This is a genomic window from Cyclobacterium sp. SYSU L10401 (assembly GCF_010993705.1).
Classification (GTDB): domain Bacteria; phylum Bacteroidota; class Bacteroidia; order Cytophagales; family Cyclobacteriaceae; genus Cyclobacterium.
In genome coordinates, this window is record NZ_WOFO01000004.1 from 132,793 (window position 1) to 151,966 (window position 19,174).

General features: G+C 46.7%; 14 protein-coding genes. All 14 read right to left on the reverse strand.

The features are described from left to right. Window positions 1-510: 510 nt before the first annotated feature. The 14 genes from GL182_RS11320 to GL182_RS11385 all read right to left on the reverse strand — a co-directional run bounded on the left by GL182_RS11320 (window position 511) and on the right by GL182_RS11385 (window position 19,161). Window positions 511-930, reverse strand: a complete 420-nt coding sequence (locus tag GL182_RS11320; protein WP_163379797.1) for a GNAT family N-acetyltransferase — start codon at window positions 928-930, stop codon at window positions 511-513. Window positions 931-964: 34 nt separating this feature from the next. Further along, complete coding sequence (locus tag GL182_RS11325; protein WP_163379798.1) at window positions 965-1,288, reverse strand: DUF1778 domain-containing protein; 324 nt, start codon at window positions 1,286-1,288, stop codon at window positions 965-967. A gap of 364 nt (window positions 1,289-1,652) precedes the next feature. Continuing rightward, window positions 1,653-3,479: a DUF885 domain-containing protein gene (locus GL182_RS11330; RefSeq protein ID WP_163379799.1), complete on the reverse strand. Its 1,827-nt coding sequence runs from the start codon at window positions 3,477-3,479 to the stop codon at window positions 1,653-1,655. A gap of 383 nt (window positions 3,480-3,862) precedes the next feature. Continuing rightward, window positions 3,863-5,875, reverse strand: coding sequence for an FAD-dependent oxidoreductase (locus tag GL182_RS11335; RefSeq protein ID WP_163379800.1), 2,013 nt, complete (start codon window positions 5,873-5,875; stop codon window positions 3,863-3,865). A 15-nt stretch (window positions 5,876-5,890) separates the two neighbouring features. Continuing rightward, window positions 5,891-7,669, reverse strand: coding sequence for an arylsulfatase (locus tag GL182_RS11340; RefSeq protein ID WP_163379801.1), 1,779 nt, complete (start codon window positions 7,667-7,669; stop codon window positions 5,891-5,893). A gap of 5 nt (window positions 7,670-7,674) precedes the next feature. Beyond that, complete coding sequence (locus GL182_RS11345) at window positions 7,675-9,318, reverse strand: FAD-dependent oxidoreductase (protein ID WP_410492712.1); 1,644 nt, start codon at window positions 9,316-9,318, stop codon at window positions 7,675-7,677. A gap of 79 nt (window positions 9,319-9,397) precedes the next feature. Continuing rightward, the gene (locus GL182_RS11350) at window positions 9,398-10,141 is read right to left on the reverse strand and encodes a DUF1080 domain-containing protein (protein ID WP_163379802.1); all 744 of its coding nucleotides are present in this window, start codon (window positions 10,139-10,141) and stop codon (window positions 9,398-9,400) included. 39 nt (window positions 10,142-10,180) lie between these two features. After that, on the reverse strand, window positions 10,181-11,578 hold the full coding sequence (locus tag GL182_RS11355) for a Gfo/Idh/MocA family protein (protein WP_163379803.1): 1,398 nt from the start codon (window positions 11,576-11,578) through the stop codon (window positions 10,181-10,183). 11 nt (window positions 11,579-11,589) lie between these two features. After that, window positions 11,590-11,826, reverse strand: coding sequence for an FAD-dependent oxidoreductase (locus GL182_RS11360; RefSeq protein ID WP_163379804.1), 237 nt, complete (start codon window positions 11,824-11,826; stop codon window positions 11,590-11,592). Next, window positions 11,801-12,043 carry a hypothetical protein gene (locus GL182_RS11365; protein ID WP_163379805.1) on the reverse strand — a complete coding sequence of 81 codons (243 nt, stop codon included), beginning with the start codon at window positions 12,041-12,043 and terminating at the stop codon, window positions 11,801-11,803. Before GL182_RS11365 ends, GL182_RS11360 begins: the two co-directional genes overlap by 26 nt. Before the next feature lie 66 nt (window positions 12,044-12,109). Continuing rightward, window positions 12,110-13,819, reverse strand: coding sequence for an FAD-dependent oxidoreductase (locus GL182_RS11370; protein ID WP_163379806.1), 1,710 nt, complete (start codon window positions 13,817-13,819; stop codon window positions 12,110-12,112). A gap of 140 nt (window positions 13,820-13,959) precedes the next feature. After that, complete coding sequence (locus GL182_RS11375; protein ID WP_240469789.1) at window positions 13,960-15,567, reverse strand: FAD-dependent oxidoreductase; 1,608 nt, start codon at window positions 15,565-15,567, stop codon at window positions 13,960-13,962. 97 nt (window positions 15,568-15,664) lie between these two features. Next, on the reverse strand, window positions 15,665-17,470 hold the full coding sequence (locus GL182_RS11380; protein WP_163379808.1) for an FAD-dependent oxidoreductase: 1,806 nt from the start codon (window positions 17,468-17,470) through the stop codon (window positions 15,665-15,667). A gap of 11 nt (window positions 17,471-17,481) precedes the next feature. Beyond that, entirely contained in the window at window positions 17,482-19,161 is a 1,680-nt protein-coding gene (locus tag GL182_RS11385; RefSeq protein WP_163379809.1) for a RagB/SusD family nutrient uptake outer membrane protein, read from the reverse strand. Between the last annotated feature and the right edge of the window lie 13 nt (window positions 19,162-19,174).

Sequence of the window (19,174 nt, forward strand, 5' to 3'; positions counted from 1 at the left end):
TGGCAGCTTACCACTGATCCAGGCTGAGATTATCCGGCTTTCTGTGGTAAGGAACTTCAAGTTTCTTTTTCCGGCTTTTCGAATTGCCCTTTTTGGCTTTGGTGGTGGTTGCCATAGTATAGGGAATGTTTTTTCTATCTGGTTGATCCAACCAAATTTAGAGAGAATTGCAGGGAAAACCCATAATCAAATTCCATTTATTTCAGGCTTAAGGGACCTTTTATAGGGTAAACGAAATTTTGTCAAAGCACTTCGTCAAACAGGCTTGTAGCTTTTCAATTGTCTATCTGGATCATTTAACACAAAAAATTGCGGTGCAGAAATGTTACAAATATTTGAGATCTGGTGACTCAGTGCCAGCTACTACCTGGTTAAAATTAATAATTTGAACTCAGTCTAGGTAATATCTTGAATTACAAGCAGTTTTAAATAATTTTTTTCGCTTTAAAAAGAAGCAAAAATGCCATCCAGGTAATGCTGGATGGCATTTTTAAGGAATTGCTTCTGCTTTTAATCCTTCAAAAGCTCCCGGATAGTTGCCATAGGAAGAAACATTCTGTCTGAGGAATTTAGTTTTATAAAACCAAAAAGCGCATAGAATTTAATTGCATCATCATCTATTGGATCGACAAAAACTCCGGCAATTCCCAAGACTTCTGATACTTTTGTGATTTCAGTAAATGCTTCAATCAACAAATAAGCTCCAAGACCTTTACCCTGGTAATTTAAATCTACGGCTAATCTTCCGATCGCTGCGAAAGGAATATCGGAATATCGGGGCAATTTTTTAGATAAATTATCTGGGATTTCCTCTTTGGAAATAGAACCTGAGGATAGTGTGTAATATCCAATTACCTTATTTTCTTCTCCTTCCAGGATGTAGCAGACGGCCACATTTTTTTCAATATCCTGTTTGGCTATTTTTGCCAAATAATCATTAAGTGACCTCTTGCCACAATCAAACTCATTCTTTTTGTGGGATTTCCCCAGCTTGCAAATTTTCATCGAATTGTTCGCTTTTAAATTTCAAATAATTTAAGCGAGCCTTTTTCAATTGTGCATTGGGACTAGGGGGATTCAGCAATGCATTAAAGAAAATACGTTTATCCTCTTCACTCTTCAAAATTTGACTTTCTTCAATCAATAAACTTTTGGATTCCTTGTACACACAATGTACAACGAATTCAGTCAGATTCTTGAACCCGCTAATCACCGAAGCCCTTTTAAAAAGCTCTTTCTGTTCTGTGCTAACACGAACATCAATTCTGTCATTAACTTGAGTTGCCATATCTAATGATTTTAATATTATCTGATTTTATCTGAATTCAAAATTTAGTCTTTCAGTATTTTTTGCTGTGATTTTGTTGCCTGGCTTTTCTTTTGATAAATATTATCTTTTCTCTTTGCCTTTCTAACTTCTTATTTGCGGTTTTAATTTTGATTTTTCCTTAGTTGAATTTTTTTTAGCCTTTTTTCTTTTAATTGCCTTTGACCTTTAGTCCAATTCGTATTAGCTTTACAAACGTACGCTTTTTCACCGTACAAAAAAATTATTTTCAAAAAAAATAGTTGAGGAATTTCAAAATGAGCTGGAATTGCAAGGGATGGGTAAATTTAAATTTGAAGAGGGAAGAGTAGGCACTTCCTTCAAATTAAGCACCCTTTTTCACCCCTTCGATCCATCGCTTCACTTCTTCTTCCAGAATTTCCAGCGGAAGGGCACCTCCCCCAAGGACGATGTCATGGAATCCGGCCAGGTCAAACTGCTCACCCAACTCCTCCTCCGCCATAGCCCGGAGCTCCTGTATTTTAAGCATCCCGATTTTATAGCCTGTGGCCTGCCCCGGAATGACCATGTAGCGCCGTACTTCGGCCTTGATGGCCCCCTGAGAAATGGAGGAATTTTCGGAAAAATACCGGATGGCCTCGTCCTCTGTCCAGCCTTTGGCATGCAGCCCGGTATCTACCACCAGGCGGATGGCCCGCCAGATTTCGTTGACCAACCGGCCAAAGTCATAATAGGGGTTTTCATAGCCTCCCATTTCCTTGGCCAGAATTTCAGAATAAAGTGCCCAGCCTTCCACATAGGCATTGAAACCCATTTGGGTCCGGAATTTAGGGATACCGGTCAGCTCCTGGGCAATGGAAACCTGCATGTGGTGGCCTGGATTCCCTTCATGATAGGCCACACCTTCCATGGTAGATTTGGGCATGGCGCTCATATCGGACAGGTGGGCATAATACGTTCCCTTCCGTGAGCCATCAGGGGTTCCTTTCGAATAATGCTGCGGTGCGCCATCCTGCTCCCGGAAGGCTTCCACTCGCCTGACCTGCAATTCCGCTTTGGGCAACAGCCCAAAATAATCAGGAAGTTTTTCCGTGATGGCATCCAGAAAGGCTTTCGAATCGTCCAGGTAGGCCTGCCTTCCCTGATCCGTATTGGGATAGAAAAACTGCTCATCGGTATTGACAAACTCAAAGAATGCTTCCAGGCTCCCCTGAAAACCTACTTTTTCTTTGATTTCCAGCATTTCCTCTTTGATCCGGTCCACTTCTTCCAGTCCGATTTGGTGGATTTCATCTGCAGAGAGGTCGGTAGTGGTGGAAACCTTCAACATGTGTTGGTAATAGGCCTCCCCTTTGGGATGCCTGCTGACACCGGTAGGTTTTTCTTCCAACCCGGGCAATTGAGATTTTAGCCAGGCGATCAACTCCTCATAGGCGGGCTTAAATTGCTCTTTCAGTGCTTTATCGACTGATTCCCGAAAAGCTTCCGCCTGACTTTCATCGATTCTATTGGCCGATTTCAGACTATCAATTTTGGTATTGGCGTCGTTCCATAGCGGTGATCCCTCCTCGCCTGATTCGAAAGGTTGCCCCTGTATAAGTGCCTCCGCCTGTGGTATCACAATCTCATAGGCAAATCGTGGGGGTTGGATACCCGCATCTGCCTGTTTTTTTGCCCGTTCCAACAGTTGCCGGATGGCCCTGCCTGTTTCTCCAATTCTACTGATCAGTGCCTCTATGTCTGTCGGTTCGTCTACCTTATGGTAATTGATCAGGGTATTGGGCAGACCGGTATGGACCCCACCCATTTGATGAAAAATATAAGGATATTGCCTGAATTCAGCTTCTTCTTTGGCCACCTCATACTGGTATTGCCATAAATCAAAAGAAACCTGCGCTTCCGGATTGAGTTGATCTTTGGAGAATTTCTCCTGCATTTTGGTCACACTACCCTCCAGCCAGGCCAGTTTTTCATCTGCAGCCTCTTCACTCATGTCATCAATTTGGTCATACAAGTCTTTTCGACCCTGGGCGGTCAGCTGAAGGGGGCTTTGCTGCAGCCATGCTTCATACTGTACATCCAGCCATTCGTTTAATTCACTGCTAAGGTCTTCTTTTTCCTCAACTCCAGGGCTGCACTGAAAAAAGAGGGTTACAATGGAAAATAACAGCAGAGAAAGTGGCTTGGACATGTTCATTGGTTAGTGGTATTTAGTAGGTGGATACGGTTCAAAATTACAGTATTTTTTCAATAAACAATAAGGTTGAAATTCCCACTGGCATCCATGAACGAGGGTCCCCTCCTCCAGGCATCTTTTATGCCGCTGCCTTCGACTCCGCTCAGGCACCGGAAGAGACCTATCATCACATCATCAAATCATCATATCTACACATCATCAATAACCGTCATTGCGAGCGCCAGCGAAGCAATCTGATTCGAAGCGAAACCGCAAGTCCTCTGTAGAAAGCAAGTAAAAAAACGAATAGCGCAAACGTACACCGACAGACTGCCGCGGGTGCGACGAGTGATGCGACCATTTTTTGTCCCAAAACGCACCCTCGCAGTGACGAGACATCACCTCACCGGCACCCACAGCACCGCATCGGCCACCACATTGCCATCAGCATTCTTATTGGACACTTCCACAAAAGGCGAGGTATTGGGTTTGAAACCAAAATCTCCCAGGTGCACCCATTCTCCGGAGGTCTGCCCCTCTACCCGGACATCTTCTTCCCTGATCACCATTTCATGCTCCTCAAATCCATCTCCAAGCAAAATGTTGGTTTGAGAGCTGGCATCGGCTACGCGGGAAAAATAAACGTATACGCCATATTTTCCTGCATCCTTAATGCTTGGGCTAAAACGGGCAGAATTATTGCCGGCACTGCCTGCAAATAAAAAACTGGGACCATAGCCTCCCCTGCTCATCTTTTCCCAATCTCCGGACAGGCTCACTTGTGCTTCATCGTCATTGTCTACCAATATGTCTGCCGTGCTCCCGTCTGCCAGGGGGTTGGATTTCAGTTCCTCCTGAAGGGCTGGCACATCTACTTCCTGTACGGCCTGTCCCTCATCAATGGCCATACTGGCGGCCACGGCAGAGGCCTGACCCAATACCATAAATACCGGCTCCATACGAATGGAACCAAAGGCAATATGACTGGCTGACATGGCTGCCGGTACAAATAGGTTTTTAGCTTCTTCACTTTTGGGAATAAGGGAGCGGTAAGCAATGGGATAGGGTCCAAAACCACCGATCTCCACATTACCTTCATTTTTGACCATTTTCTTACCATCCTTTTCGATCACAATCCGCTGAATATTGTGGGAGTCCATGGTATAGGCCGCCATACCTATGCCATCCTCCACCACTTCTTCTCCTACACAATTGGCCTGAGTCATCACATATTCACCTATCATTCTCCTCACTTCCCGTACATAAAGCTGTGGGGTCCAGTGGTCGTTGTCCAGGTATTCGTCTTTGGGATATCCCCATTCCTGGATCTGCTCTTGTATGGCTGCCGGCACGCGTGGATCTGTTTTGTAGAAATAAAGCAGCGATTTGGTGTAATGGGTATGGGCATCGATGATTTCCTGTCTGCGCTCATAATCTGCCTCCGGATATTCGTGGTTCATGCCTATCATATCGGTAGAAAAACCACCCCTGTTGTTAATATCCGTTTTGTTGTTCGGCATGTGGCTCCAGATAAAATAGTTGTTGAGGCTCTGCCGGTCGGGCTGGGCTTCAAAAAGCCGGACCAGCAGGTCAAACATGGAAGGATCATAGCCCTCAGGCTCGGTAATTTCAACCCTGTTGGCCGGATCATTGGTCAGACAAATGCGGTAATTGTAAGCCTGAATCTTATCATCCCCTGTGCCATCCGGCTGCAATTCATCCTCACTGATGCCCCACAACAATCCGCTGGAAGGATCACCCGGTGTTTTGTAAGGATCTATGCCATCCGGAAACTGGTGCCCGGTCATCAGTTGCACCCCATTATAGGTTTCACCATACATGGAATTGGCCTCTCTTCCAATGGCATAACTAACCCCTGACAAAGCCATCAGGTCTCCCTCATAGGTAGCATCAATTACCATTTCCCCTGCCACATACCGGCGATCAGCGGAAGGATTGCCGGACTTTTCCAACTCAATTTCCAGGATAAATCCATCTTCTTTATTGACACCTATGACACGATAATCATATTGCACTTCTATTCCCGCCCTGTCCAGGTAATCCTGAAAGGTTTTTTTGGCCACACTGGGTTCAAAAATCCATTGTTCAAATTTGCCATAATGGTCGCCCAGCCTCCTGTAAAAATCCCTGGACAAACCGGTCACGGCATATTTATTTCCGATATCCGTATATCCCAATCCGCCGGTGGTCAAGCCGCCTAAATGATGGCTGGGCTCAATCAGCACTACCGATTTACCCATGGTTTTCGCCGTGTAAGCGGCCATGATTCCGGCTGAATTCGCTCCATATACCACTACATCATAATTTTCTACCTCAGTCTCTTTTTCAGTAGAACAGGAAAAGGTCAGCCAAACGAAGACAAAACAAAGAGATACAATTGGATTTTTCATGATTTTGGTTTTAGGTTAATTCATACTTTTAAATAGCAAAAGCCGGACATCCATGACCTGATCACCCGGGATCTCCAGGGCTTCCAATACCATCTCGGACCTTCCTTTATTTAAATTGATCCTTCCCAGGTTCATGGGTTTAAAATCTTTCACATAGGATTCCATTCTTTCCACCCGGTCGTTTTCCATACCACGGATGGGAGGGTCATGCGCCTCCAATACCTGTGCTTGCACCTGATTATCCCCGACTGATAATTGGATCCTGGAACCCAGATTCTGTTCGCTACAGGTGTAATACAATTCCACCTCAAATTCACCCGCTTCCATGACATCCACATCCCAGGTGATTTTATCTGTTGTACTGGTCCAGTTGGTGAAAAATGAATCGTTGGGAAACCGGTTGCTGCGCTGTATATTGCCATGAGCTATTCCATCCCGGGCGGGCATTTGGGTGATAGAAGCGCCCGGGTATCCCAAGGTAAATGGCCTGTCCTTCCCATCCAACTCCGCAGCCATTTCCTGGTCCCAGCTTATTTTCGCCTGAACAAGCTGTTGGGCAAGTTCCGGATATTCACCAGCGATATCCGTAGATTGTCCCGGATCATTTACCATATCATAAAGTTTGGCCTCCTTGTCCAGGCGGTACTGCTGGGACCGGACACTGGTATTTCCATTCCAATGACTGAAAATCATCCGGTCATCCCAGGACGGATTGTCCTCCAGCATGAGCGGTAGCAGGCTTTTACCGTCCAGTGGCTTAGGGAATAAAGGTTCTAAACCAGCCAAATCCACCAGGGTCGGCAGGATGTCGATGGCCCCAGCAATCTCTGTAATGGTCTTCCCCTGAGGAATCCTTCCGGGCCATTGAATAAAAAAGGGACTGCGAACACCACCCTCATCAGTAGATCCTTTCCTGCCCTTCATGTCTCCATTCCAGCGAAAACTGTTGGGGCCATTATCGCTGAGGTAAATCACAATGGTATGCTCTTCCAGGTCCAGCTCCTTTAACTTATCCATCACCCTTCCCACATTCCAATCTATATTTTCACACATGGCAAGGGCTGCCTTGGTGAATGGAAGGTCTTCATTTCGATCTTCCGGCAAGACCTTTTCCAATTCCCTTGTCTCCAATTTTTCCCACCATTGGTCCGGAACCTGCATGGGTGAATGGGGGGTATTGTAGGGCAGATAGACCAGAAATGGGGATTCCCGGTTATTTTCAATGAATTCGATGGCCTTTGTGGTAAAGTCATCCACTACATAGCCTTCTCCCTGTACCATTTTTCCGTTTTCCTCCAGTGGTGGACTGAAATAATCTCCCCAATGACCGGAGCAAAAACCATAAAAATAGTCAAAACCCCTTGAATTGGGATGATAGGGATGCTGCGTGCCATTGTGCCATTTACCAAAGGCACCCGTAGCATATCCTGCTTGTTGGAACAACTCAGCAAAAGTGGTTTCGTCCAAATCCAGCCTTTCCTCGCCTGCTGATGTGCCACTAACCCCTCCCCTCAGGTGGTACCTTCCGGTTAGCAATTCAGCCCGGGTAGGAGAACAAACAGGGGCCACATAAAAGCGGTCAAAATTCAACCCGTTTTGCGCCAGCTGATCGATATTTGGCGTGGATAGGTTGGTGTTTCCGCTGTGACTCAAATCCCCCCAACCCTGATCATCTGATAAAAAGATGACCACATTGGGAACTGCGGAGCGATCCTGCTGCACAGGCTTTTGACAGCCCAGGCAGCACAGAAGGCTCAGGAAAAGAAAGAAAAAAGGCTTTCTCAGAGAAACCATAAACACTAGTTAGATGCAATCCTGTCTTCTAAGGTAAGGACTTGTCCATCCTCCAGCAATTTTGCCTTCAAATCCTCATAGGAAAGGTCTTGTACGGGGATTCCCTGCTCCATGGCCATCACAGCTGCCGTGGTGGCGGATTGACCCAATATCATAAATACCGGCTCCATCCGGATAGACCCGAAAGCAATATGGCTTGCAGAAACAGCCACAGGCACCACCAGGTTTTGAATCTCCTCCTTCTTTGGCACCAGGGAACCGAAAGCAATTTCATAAGGCTGTGGCAGCGGAACACCTATATCCCCTTCATTGTGCACATGGCCATTCTCATCTACATACCGCTGTATATTGTGGGAATCGATGGTGTAAGAACCCATTCCTACCGATTCAGGGGTGGGTTTCTTTTGCAACAATTCATTTTCCGTCATCACGTATTTACCGATCATGCGGCGTGCCTCTCTGACATAAATCTGATGCGGCCAGTTGCCATTATCGGTAAACTCATCTTTGGCCAATCCCCATTTCTGAAATTCCTCCTGGGTTTCCTTCGGCACCCTGGGGTCATTGCCTACAAAATACAGCAGGCCTTTTTGGTAATCCTCGTGCTCTTTGATGATTTCCTTTCTGCGTTCATAGCTGGCTTCAGGATAATCGTAGTTCATGCCAATATTATCCGAACTGAAGGGACCATGGTTATTGGTATCGGTTTTTCGATTCGGGATCATGTCAAATTTTCCAAACCATTCCCTCCAGCCTGCATCAAATATGCGGACCAGGAGCTCATACTGGGTGGAATCGTAATTTTCAGGCCGGGGAAAAGGAACCCGATTATCCGGATGGTTGGACATGCAGGTACGGAAGCAATACGCCTGAACTTTGTTGTCGCCCTCCCCTTTGATTCCCGGGTCTTCCGCACTTATTCGTGGCAACAGGCCGGAGGAAGGGTCTCCCTTCGTCCAATAGGGGTCAATGGGTTGGTCCAGTACTTTAAAGTGGTGTTTGTGGTGGTAAACTCCGGTCTGTACACCGTTCCATTCTTCGTCATAGACACTGTTGGCTTCCCTGCCCACGTGGTAACTTACACCGGCAGCTGCCATCAAATCTCCTTCATAGGTGGCATCGACAAACATTTTGCCTTTGAACTCTTTTCCGCTGAGGGTACGGATAGCGGTTATTTTTCCATCTTCCACCGTAACACCGCTTTCCCGGTCCAGCCATTCGTCACGCAACACTTCTATGTCCAATTCCTCTACCCACTCATCGTATACTTCCTCAGCCACGTGGGGTTCAAAAATCCACATGGTACGAAATTCCCCGTCAATAGCCGGAGTTCCCTGGCCCTGATTGCCAAAATCAGCCTGATCTTCCCATTTCCAGGCATCATCTTCCTGGTATTTGTCATATACTCGCTGGTAAAATTCCCTGGAAAGCCCACCGATCACTTCCTTCTTTCCCGTATCGGTCCAACCCAGGCCTCCGGCAGTAAGACCTCCCAGGTGGGTATCCGGGGAAACCATAATCACGGTTTTTCCCATCTTCTTGGCCTGAATGGCCGCTGTTACTGCTCCGGAAGTACCTCCGTATACGATTACATCTGTGATTTCTTCCTGATCCTCAGCAGGGCTACAGGCCATAAAAGCCAGCAACATAAAAAAGGCCAGGAAAAGATTTCCTAAATTATCTAACATTTTCATCATTTTTTGGGATTTAATGGGTACTATTTTGGTATTATAACTTTCTGATCTTGATATTTTTAAACCATACCGGACCACCATGATCCTGCAGGCCAATTTTACCATACAATTGCATGGCATAGTCAAAGGCTGAAAATTTACTCGCTGCTACTGCGCTTCTCCATTCCGGTGAGTTGGCATCGAATGCAAGTATTTGCTTGCCATTCAGCCAATGTTCCATTTTACCTGCCCGGGATACAATACGGGTCCTGTTCCAGTTACCCGGAGCACGGGCTTCCATGGAGGAAGGCGCCAACACATCTGAATTCGCACCGGTTTTTTGATTATCCTGCAATTCCTGCGGATAATTTTCATCATCGATAATCTGAAATTCAGGCCCTGTATGATGGATTCTGGGATATTCAGGGGATTCAACTACAAAATAAAAAATCCCACTATTTCCATGGGTTTCAATTTTCCAGTCCACCTTAAGTTCAAAGTCCGAAAACAGCTCATCCGTTACCAGGTCCCCACTTCCGCCATCCGTGTACAACACGCCATCTTTTACCTTCCAGTCTGTGGTTGCTGCTCCCAGGTAGCCATGCCAGCCTTGGGTTGAGACACCATCAAACAATAACTCCCATTCTTCCGCTTTTTCGGCCTCAGTCAGCCTGTTAGGTACTTCCGGCCCGGCTGTAACAGCTACCTCCGGCATCTCTTTTTCCTTTCTGTCACCTGACCCGCAAGCACTTATGGTAAGGAAGATGAGGACAATATAAATAAATTTCTCTAGTTGCATAAAGTCAAATGTATGGGTAAATGAATCCTATCCAAAGGGTTAAACCTGATGTACAAGCTCCATCTTCTCCGGATCCCAGCCCATGATTTTTTTCTCAAAATAACTGATATTCCCTGCTTCTGTGGGTCCGGATGCCCGAAGTCCGAATACCGCATCCTCTACTACAGGTTTTCCCGTCCGGATGGAGTCAAAGAAATTGACAAAGTGTTCGTATCGATCTCCCTTGTAATCGGAAGGAACCTTGAATTCAAACTCGGAGGGGCCTACCAGAGAGGCTGTAGCTGGGTATTTTTTTTGGTGATCTGCTCTTATGGCTTCCTGCATGGCTTCGGGAAAACTGTTGAGGGACATCCCGGGGTCTTTGGGAAAGGGAGTTTTGCGTAAGGTAAGGCCGGTAAAGCCAATGGAAATATCACCCTCCGACCCAACGATCCGAAATAGAAAATTATCGCCTCCTCCACTGACCAGATTGGTTCTTAAAGCCAGGTTAAAGGCAGGGTGTTCTGAGGATTCGGGGTAATCGAATAAGCCCAAATGCAAGTCCGGTACATCCCGGCCATCTTTCCAGTATCGCAGGCCCCCTGTGGCCACAACCCGGTTTGGCCCTTTAGATCCGGTTACAAAGTGAAGCATGGAAAGCATGTGTACATACAGGTCACCGGCCACCCCGGTTCCATAATCGCGGTAATTTCTCCACCGAAAAAACCGGAGTGGATCCCAGGGCCGGTCAGGTGCCTGCCCCAGGTAGGTATCCCAGTCTACTGTCTGGGGAGAAGCATCCAGCGGAACGGTATATTGCCAGGCCCCTCTGGCACTGTGCCGATCAATTTGAGCCTCCGCAAAGTTGATCTCTCCAATTTCCCCGGCGGCAATCAGCTCCTTTGCCTTGGCATGTATGATGGAACTTACGTATTGACTCCCCACCTGAAATACCTTACCGGTCTTTTTTTGCATGGCGATGATGGCATGACCGTCTTCGGATTTTTGGACCATGGGTTTTTCACAATAGACGTGCTTCCCCTTTTCCATGGCATCCAAACATATTTTTTGGTGCCAATGGTCTGTGGTGGCATTGATCACGGCGTCCACATCGGATCTTTCCAGGATTTCACGGTAATCTTTGGTGGTAAACAGGTCCTTTCCCCATAGCTCTTTTGCACGGACAAGCCTCCCATCGTAAAGGTCACAGGCAGCCACCACTTCTACACCTTCCACCATGAGTGCGGTATTCACATCCCCTATACCCATGCCACCGGTTCCGATGACCGCAATCCTAATGCGGTCATTGGCCGTCCTTTTTTTTCTTCTTCCTTTCTCCAAAATTGAAACGGCCACTTTTGGAGAGGCAGTAGCCAGGGGTACTCCTGTGGCCACCACGGCAGAGGCACTGAGTTTTTTGATAAATGATCTCCTGGTGTTATCCGTTACATACTTCATGTGTTCAACGTTTAGGTATTTTCCGGCCATTGGGTTTGGATCCCCTGAGACCGGATGAAATTTTGAAATTCAGTTAATAATTTACTGTTGGCCCTTACTTTCCTGGGGGATATTTTTTTATTTTTTGCAAACGCAATCAACAAACCAACTGCCTCACCAATACTCCATTCTACTGGTGCCAGGCGGTAACAGCCATTGGTAATATGGGTGGTTCCAATATTTTTACTGGCAGGAATCAGGTTTTCCATCCGAATGGGTAGCAGGGCTCCCAATGGGATCTGAAAGGGAAGCGGCCATGGCTGCAGCAAAACCTCCCAAGCCTCCTCCGGCAACGATTATATCTGCTTTCATTTCTCCACCTACATCATCCGATTTTACCGGATTTCCAAAAGTAGAAAACAAGGGGAAAGCGGAAGTAGCTATTCCCCCTGTTGATACAAGTCCTATAAAATCTCTCCTTTCCAATATTCCTTGTTTTATCTGCCTCCACCTTCCAATTAGGAATGGCTTCTGATTTGGTTAACCAATGGGTTATTCATGGGCTAAAATCTGATTGTCATTCAGCAGCTTATCTTTCAAATCCCCGTACGGTACTTCTTGCACCGGTATATTTTGGTCAATGGCCAGTGCGGCGGCCGTAGCAGCAGATTGGCCCAACACCATAAATACCGGTTCCATCCGGATTGACCCAAAGGCCACATGGGTGGAACTTACGCAAACGGGAACAATTAAATTTTCTTTTTCACCTTTTCTGGGTACAATGGCGCGGTAAGGAATGGGGTAGGGTTCCGGCACATGGGCTTCAAAGTTGCCTTCATTCTGCACGTAGCCATTGTGGTCCACATAACGCTGAACCATATGGGAATCCATGCCATAGGCCGCCAAACCCACCACGTCGGCTACCGGTGGCTCCAGTCCTTCACAATCCCGTTGGGTGACCACATAATCGCTGCGCATTCTCCTTGCTTCACGGATATAGAGTTGGGGTGTCCATCCGTTTCGTGCTTCAAACTCATCCTTTGCCATTCCCCATTTGGATACCACATCCCTTACTTTTTGAGGAATGCGGGGGTGGTAAGCCAGTGTCCACATCAGGCCTTGCTGGTATTCCAGGTGGCGCTGTGCAATGGCCTCCCGCTCTTCATAACTGGCATCAGCAAAACCGTGATTTTGACCTACAAAGTCAGTAGAAAATCCTTTCTGGTTATTGGTATCGGTCTTTCTGTTGGGCATAGGGGTATTGATCCAGGGTACCAGGGGATCACCGTAATGATACATTTCTTCCAGCAGTCCGGTAGCTGCCTCGTAATTTCTGAACAACAACTCGTATTCCAATTCTTTGTAGTTGTCGGGCTTTTCAAAGGGAATCCGGTTGTCCGGATGATCGGTCAGGGTCATTCGGAAACAATAGGCCTGAAGTTTATCATCAGCCGAACCATCTATTCCCGGGCCTCCCTCAATGATAAAGGGCAACAATCCACTGGAAGGGTTTCCTTTCTCCACATAGGGATCCACTCCGGGAATGAAATTATGGTGAATGGCATTTCGAGAGACATTGTTTTTCAGGGTCCGGTTGTAATAATTGGCCTGAACACCATTAAGGGTTTCTCCAAATTCGCTGTTGGCTTCTCTACCGACCATGTAACTCACCCCTGCTGCCGCCATCAGGTCTCCTTCATAAGTAGCATCCATAAATATTTTGCCCGAAAAGGTTTCTCCACTTTCCATGGTGATGGAGCTGATCCGGTTATTTTGACTTTTCACCCCAGTAGAACGATCCAGGCGCTTACCGGTAACCAGGGTGATTTTTTCTGCAGCCATCATTTGCTCGTAAACCGCTTTGGCAGCGGAGGGCTCAAAGGTCCACATGGCGTCTTCTCCTTCTTTGGACCTCCCCTGATCCGGCCGGGTAAAATAGTCGGACCGTTCCTGCCAGTTCCAGTTGTCGGGATTGTCGTAGTAGCTTTTGATCCCTTGATAAAACTCCCTGGAAATTCCTCCAATGGCCTGTTTGTTACCAATATCGGTAGCCCCCAGGCCGCCGGTAGTAAGCCCCCCCACATGAGCAGAAGGCTCGATGAGGACTACAGATTTACCCATACGGGAGCTTTGGATAGCAGCGGCTACTCCGGCGGAAGTGCCGCCGTAGATAACGATATCAAAAGATTGGTTTTGTCCCTGAACCGGTGGAAGGGACAGGAAAGAAAAAACAAAACATAAGGTCAATAAGTAATTATTCATGTGTTTATAATTTGATTTTTAATGGTCAGATGGAATCTTTGACGATTAAAATAATCATTGCCCTGTGTGTTTAATGATAATTTTAATCGTGTCGATTTCATGATTTTTTATTTTAAAGAATGGAATTTAAGGAATTTTCACTAATCCAACCGCTGCTTTTGGGCGATCAATGCTGATTTTAATTGTTCATAAGGCAGCTCCTGAACGATCAAGTCATGATCTATGGAAAGGGAAGCCGCAATGGCAGCAGACTGGCCCAATACCATAAATACCGGTTCCATGCGGATAGATCCAAATCCAATATGGGTAGCGCTCAGGCATACAGGAACAAACAGGTTATTGGCTTCCCCTTTTTTGGGGATGATGGATTGATAGCTGATAGGATAGGGTCCCTGGACAGATGCCTGCACGTTACCCTCATTTTGTACATATCCATTGTGGTCTACATACCGTTGGATATTGTGGGAATCCATGCCATAAGCTGCCAGACCCACAGCATCTTCAGCGATCTCCAGTCCTTCACAATGGTGCTGTGTCATCACATAATCACTGACCATCCTCCTGGCTTCCCGTATATACAGTTGGTTTTGCCAACCATCTTCCCGTTCAAACTCATCTTTACAGGTACCCCATTGGGATACCACATTCCGGATTTTTTCCGGCATTCTGGGGTGGTATGCCAGGCTCCACATCAAGCCCTTTTGATACTGACGATGTGCCTTCACAATTTTTTCCCTTTCTTCGTAAGAAGCTTCCGGATAATCGTGATTCTGACCGGTAAAATCGGTTGAAAAACCATGGTTGTTATTGGTATCTGTCTTGCGGTTGGGCATGGCAGAATTGATCCAGGGCAGTCTGGTTTCCCCAGCTTCATAGTTCCTGAAAAGCAATTCGTAATTGAGTTCGTCATATCCCGGAGGCTTTTCGAAAGGTATCCTGTTATCAGGATGGTCTGTAAGGCACATTCGAAAGCCATAAGCCTGAACTTTCTTATCCCCTGTACCGTCAATTCCAGGGCTCCCTTCAATGATATAAGGTAATAAACCGCTTTCAGGATTACCTTTTTCCACATATGGATCCACCCCTGGTACAAAATTATGGTTGGCAGCATTTTTGGAAAGCTTTCCCTCCAGGGTAATGCTCCAATGATTGGCCTGAACACCATTCACGGTTTCCGCATATTCATCGTTGCTTTCCCTACCTACGGTATAACTTACGCCAGCGGTGGCCATCAGGTCCCCTTCATAGGTAGCGTCCATAAACATTTTTCCTGAAAAAGTTTTGCCGCTTTCCATGGTAATGGATTGAATTTTCGGTCCTGATTTGGTCACACCCCGTACGGACCTGTCCAGCCGCTCATTGTACACAATGTCAATATTTTCTGCATCGATCATCTGATGATATACTTCCAAAGCTGCAGATGGTTCGAAAGTCCACATGGCATCTTCTCCTTCGGCTGTGCGGGTTTGGCCCCCGTCCTGGTACTCCTGCCTGGATTGCCATTTCCAATGGACAGGGTTTTCATAGTGCTTTCTGATGTTTTGGTAAAATTCCCTGGCAATACCTCCAATGGCTTGTTTGTTGCCAATATCTGTCTGGCCAAGGCCTCCGGTAGTCAATCCCCCCAAACGGGAAGAAGGTTCGATCAGGACTACCGATTTGTCCAAACGGGATGCCTGAATGGCTGCGGCAACGCCCGCCGAAGTACCGCCGTAAATGACCAGATCATAGGATTCTGTTTGGGCCATTGTTGGTTGGACATTACCAATCATTAGCAGGAATAATAAAGATAAAATCAAATAGTGCATGTTAGTTTGGGTTTTTAAATTTGCTACTTATCGGTAATTACTCCAAGCGCTGCCGATAGGTAATTAATTCATTTCTTAACATTCCGTAAGGGACATCTTGTACGCTGCTATTGGCATCCATCGCCAGGACAGCGGCCATACCGGCCGACTGGCCCAAAACCATAAATACAGGTTCCATCCGGATGGAACCAAAAGCAATATGGGTAGCACTCAGGCATACAGGTACCAGGAGATTCTTCCCTTCTTCTTTCTTTGGAACAATGGATCGGTAACTTATCGGATAGGGCCCTGCCACACTTCCTTCTACATTTCCTTCGTTTTTCACAAAGCCATTGGCATCTACAAATCGCTGAACATGGTGAGAATCCATACCATAGGCGGCCAATGCTATCGGATCCGCTGCTACTTCAAGTCCTTCACAATGGCCTTGGGTCATGACATAATCACTCAGCATCCTGCGGGCTTCCCGAATATAGAGTTGCTCTGGCCAACCATCCTCCCTGCTGTATTCATCCTTGCAGGTTCCCCATTTAGATACTTCCTCCCGGACGATTTCAGGTATTCTGGGATGATAGGCAAGGGTCCACATCAGGCCCTTTTGGTATTCTCTGTGGGCTTCGACGATTTTCTCCCTTTCTTCATACGTTCCCTCAGGATAGGCGTAATTTTGTCCGATAAAATCGGTCGAAAAGCCATGTTTGTTATTGGTATCTGTCTTCCGGTTGGGCATGGCCGAATTGGCCCAGGGAAGGTAAGGCACTCCATAATCATACATGGTCTGTACATCGTTGGCCGCTTCGTAATTCCGAAAAAGCAGCTCATAGTTTGCCTCATCATAGGTTTCGGGCTTTTCAAAGGGAATCCTGTTTTCAGGATGATCAGTAAGGGTCATCCGAAAACAATACGCCTGAATTTTTGCGTCCCCACTTCCATCAATCCCCGGTCCCAAAGGCGAAATAAATGGTAGTAAACCGGAATCCGGATCACCCGGAACAATGTATGGATCCACACCGTCCACAAAATTGTGGTTCCTGCCATTCTTTGCTGGTCTTCCGCGTAAGGTGACTCCATAGGCATTTGCCTGAACACCATTGAGGCTTTCACCATATTGACTATTCGCTTCTCTGCCTATAGAATAGCTTACACCAGCCGCAGCCATCAGGTCCCCTTCGTAAGTGGCATCAATAAATACTTTTCCATAGTATTGCTTTCCGCTTTCCATCGTCAGAGAAGTAATGAATTGGTTATCCATATTTACACCCATTTTTCTTTCCAGTCGCTCCCCAAATACGATATCAATTCCGTTTTCCTTCCTTATCATTTCCTCAAAAACATGCAAGGCAGCAGACGGCTCAAAGGTCCACATGGTCTCTTCTCCATCCTCAGAACGGGAATAGGCCACTCCTTTGTAATTTTTCTTTTCCTGCCATATCCAGTTTTCAGGCTGATCGTAGTACAGCTTTATATTTCGGTAAAATTCCCTGGCTATTCCTCCTATCGCTTGCTTGTTTCCGATATCCGTTTGTCCCAGACCACCTGTGGTGAGCCCTCCCAATCTATTTTCAGGTTCAATCAACACTACTTGCTTACCCATTCTGGCTGCCTGAATTGCGGCAGTGATGCCAGCGGAAGTCCCTCCATAAACCACCAAATCATGCCGGCTAACCTGAGAGAAAACCTTAGGAGAGTAACAAATGCAAAGAATGGTAAAGAGGAATATCGGGAGCAAAAAGGCAAGACTTTTCTTTGCCCCTTTTCCCTGGGCAACATTAATAGCTAAGGGAAGGGATTCCTGCCCCAAACGTTTGGGGTAGGAATCCCTGAAATCATCAATTTTCAGCATCAGCTCCGGTATCAATAACCCGGATTCTGGGTCAATGCTGTATTGGTTTCCAACTCTATCCGTGGAATGGGCCACAGGTAATCCCTGCTAGGATTGAAATCGCGGGTCTCTACCACCACCATTTCATCTGCATTGCTGATATGGTCATAGCTTGGCGTGCCAATAGGGTCTATCATCGGAGGCTCATCAAGCCAGCCACCTTCTCCGTACCGATTTACCCTGCCCCGGTAAGGTCCCGGCATCACATCCTCGGCAATTCCCCATCTTCTGATATCAAAATACCGGAATCCTTCTATGCCTAGCTCATGTCTTCTTTCCTTGCGAACCAGGTTTCTCAATTCCTCTTGAGTTTTACCACTTTCTATGACCGGCATCTGAACCGATTCCCTTTGTCTCAAGGCATTGATGGCCTCATAAACACTTTCATCCAGCTGGTTTAATTCCACCTTGGCTTCGGCATAATTCAGCAACACTTCCCCTAATCTGAAAATGGTCAGGTTCTGATCCGTAGAGCCCACATCTGTGGGATAATTGGCCAGATCCACATGCTTGCGGTACAGGTATCCTGTAAAGGAGGCATAGGCATGCTGTGCCTCTATATTTTCTACCCTTACCGAATCATCCCCTCTGAATTCCCAGGTCATGGTACTGTCACTGTGGGTTTCAAATATCCAGTTTACCAGGCGGGAGCCGGGTACCACCAGGGTATAATCCAATCGGGGATCCCGGTTTTCAAAAGGATTTTGCGGATCGTACAGGGGCGATTCATCGATGGGCAATCCATCTATACAATCATAGGTATCCACCATATCCTGCGGCGGTTTTTTATTGGAATGACCCAATGCCATCCGTGACCAGAAGTTTCTGGGCATATTGTGTGTTTGCACCCCTCTCAGGTACTGTATCCGGGTAATTACCTCAGGGGAATTGTCCCCGGCGAAGGTAAACATGCCCTCGTAATCCGGATCTACAGTATAGGCTTCTGAATCCATAAGTTCTTTGGCAGCTGAAGCAGCCTCCTCCCAACGCTCGTTCCAAAGGGCTACCCGGGACATCATCGCCAGAACTGTTCCCTGCGTAATCCTGCCCTTATCCGAGGCATCCATAGGTAAGTAGTCCTTTATCTCGTTGAGTTCACTCATTACAAAATCGATTACTTCCGATTTTGGAGACCTGGGAGTTTGCGATTCCTCCAGCGTAAGCGTATTCGTCACCAAGGGAACATCTCCATATAATTCTGCCAGGTAGGCATAGAAATACGCCCTGATAAATCTGGCTTCCCCTACCAGCCTGTCATATTTAGACGGATCCATTTCATCGCGCAGGTGGCTACCACGGGAGGTGATAAAATTGGTACGGTTGATAGCCCGGTAGAAGTGGGACCAGAAGCCATTGGTAAAACCATTGTCTGCATTTTGTTCACCTCTTCCCAAGGCTTGAAGCGGGCTTCCATTTCGGTCCCAGCCATCATCCGAGGCAAAATCAAAGGATAAAAACCAGGCGATTCCTGCAGGCCAGTACCAGAGGCGGTTATATACCCCAGTAACGGCCATTTCCAGTTCCGTTTCATTTTCAAAATAGGTCTCACTGGATGGAGAATCCAGTGGCATCCGCTCCAGAAATTCATCTTCACATGCCGCTGAGAAGAATAGAACGGGTAGTATTAGTATATATTTAAATAGATTTTTCATTGGTTCCTGCTGT

Bases quoted from the DNA above. Each gene is read 5' to 3' on its own strand.
- GL182_RS11325 (WP_163379798.1), bottom strand. From the start codon at position 1,288: ATGGCAACTCAAGTTAATGACAGAATTGATGTTCGTGTTAGCACAGAA.
- GL182_RS11355 (WP_163379803.1), bottom strand. From the start codon at position 11,578: ATGAAGTATGTAACGGATAACACCAGGAGATCATTTATCAAAAAACTC.
- GL182_RS11340 (WP_163379801.1), bottom strand. From the start codon at position 7,669: ATGGTTTCTCTGAGAAAGCCTTTTTTCTTTCTTTTCCTGAGCCTTCTG.
- GL182_RS11385 (WP_163379809.1), bottom strand. From the start codon at position 19,161: ATGAAAAATCTATTTAAATATATACTAATACTACCCGTTCTATTCTTC.
- GL182_RS11350 (WP_163379802.1), bottom strand. From the start codon at position 10,141: ATGCAACTAGAGAAATTTATTTATATTGTCCTCATCTTCCTTACCATA.
- GL182_RS11330 (WP_163379799.1), bottom strand. From the start codon at position 3,479: ATGTCCAAGCCACTTTCTCTGCTGTTATTTTCCATTGTAACCCTCTTT.
- GL182_RS11335 (WP_163379800.1), bottom strand. From the start codon at position 5,875: ATGAAAAATCCAATTGTATCTCTTTGTTTTGTCTTCGTTTGGCTGACC.
- GL182_RS11375 (WP_240469789.1), bottom strand. From the start codon at position 15,567: ATGGCCCAAACAGAATCCTATGATCTGGTCATTTACGGCGGTACTTCG.
- GL182_RS11370 (WP_163379806.1), bottom strand. From the start codon at position 13,819: ATGAATAATTACTTATTGACCTTATGTTTTGTTTTTTCTTTCCTGTCC.
- GL182_RS11345 (WP_410492712.1), bottom strand. From the start codon at position 9,318: ATGTTGCTGGCTTTTATGGCCTGTAGCCCTGCTGAGGATCAGGAAGAA.
- GL182_RS11380 (WP_163379808.1), bottom strand. From the start codon at position 17,470: ATGCTGAAAATTGATGATTTCAGGGATTCCTACCCCAAACGTTTGGGG.
- GL182_RS11360 (WP_163379804.1), bottom strand. From the start codon at position 11,826: ATGGAAAACCTGATTCCTGCCAGTAAAAATATTGGAACCACCCATATT.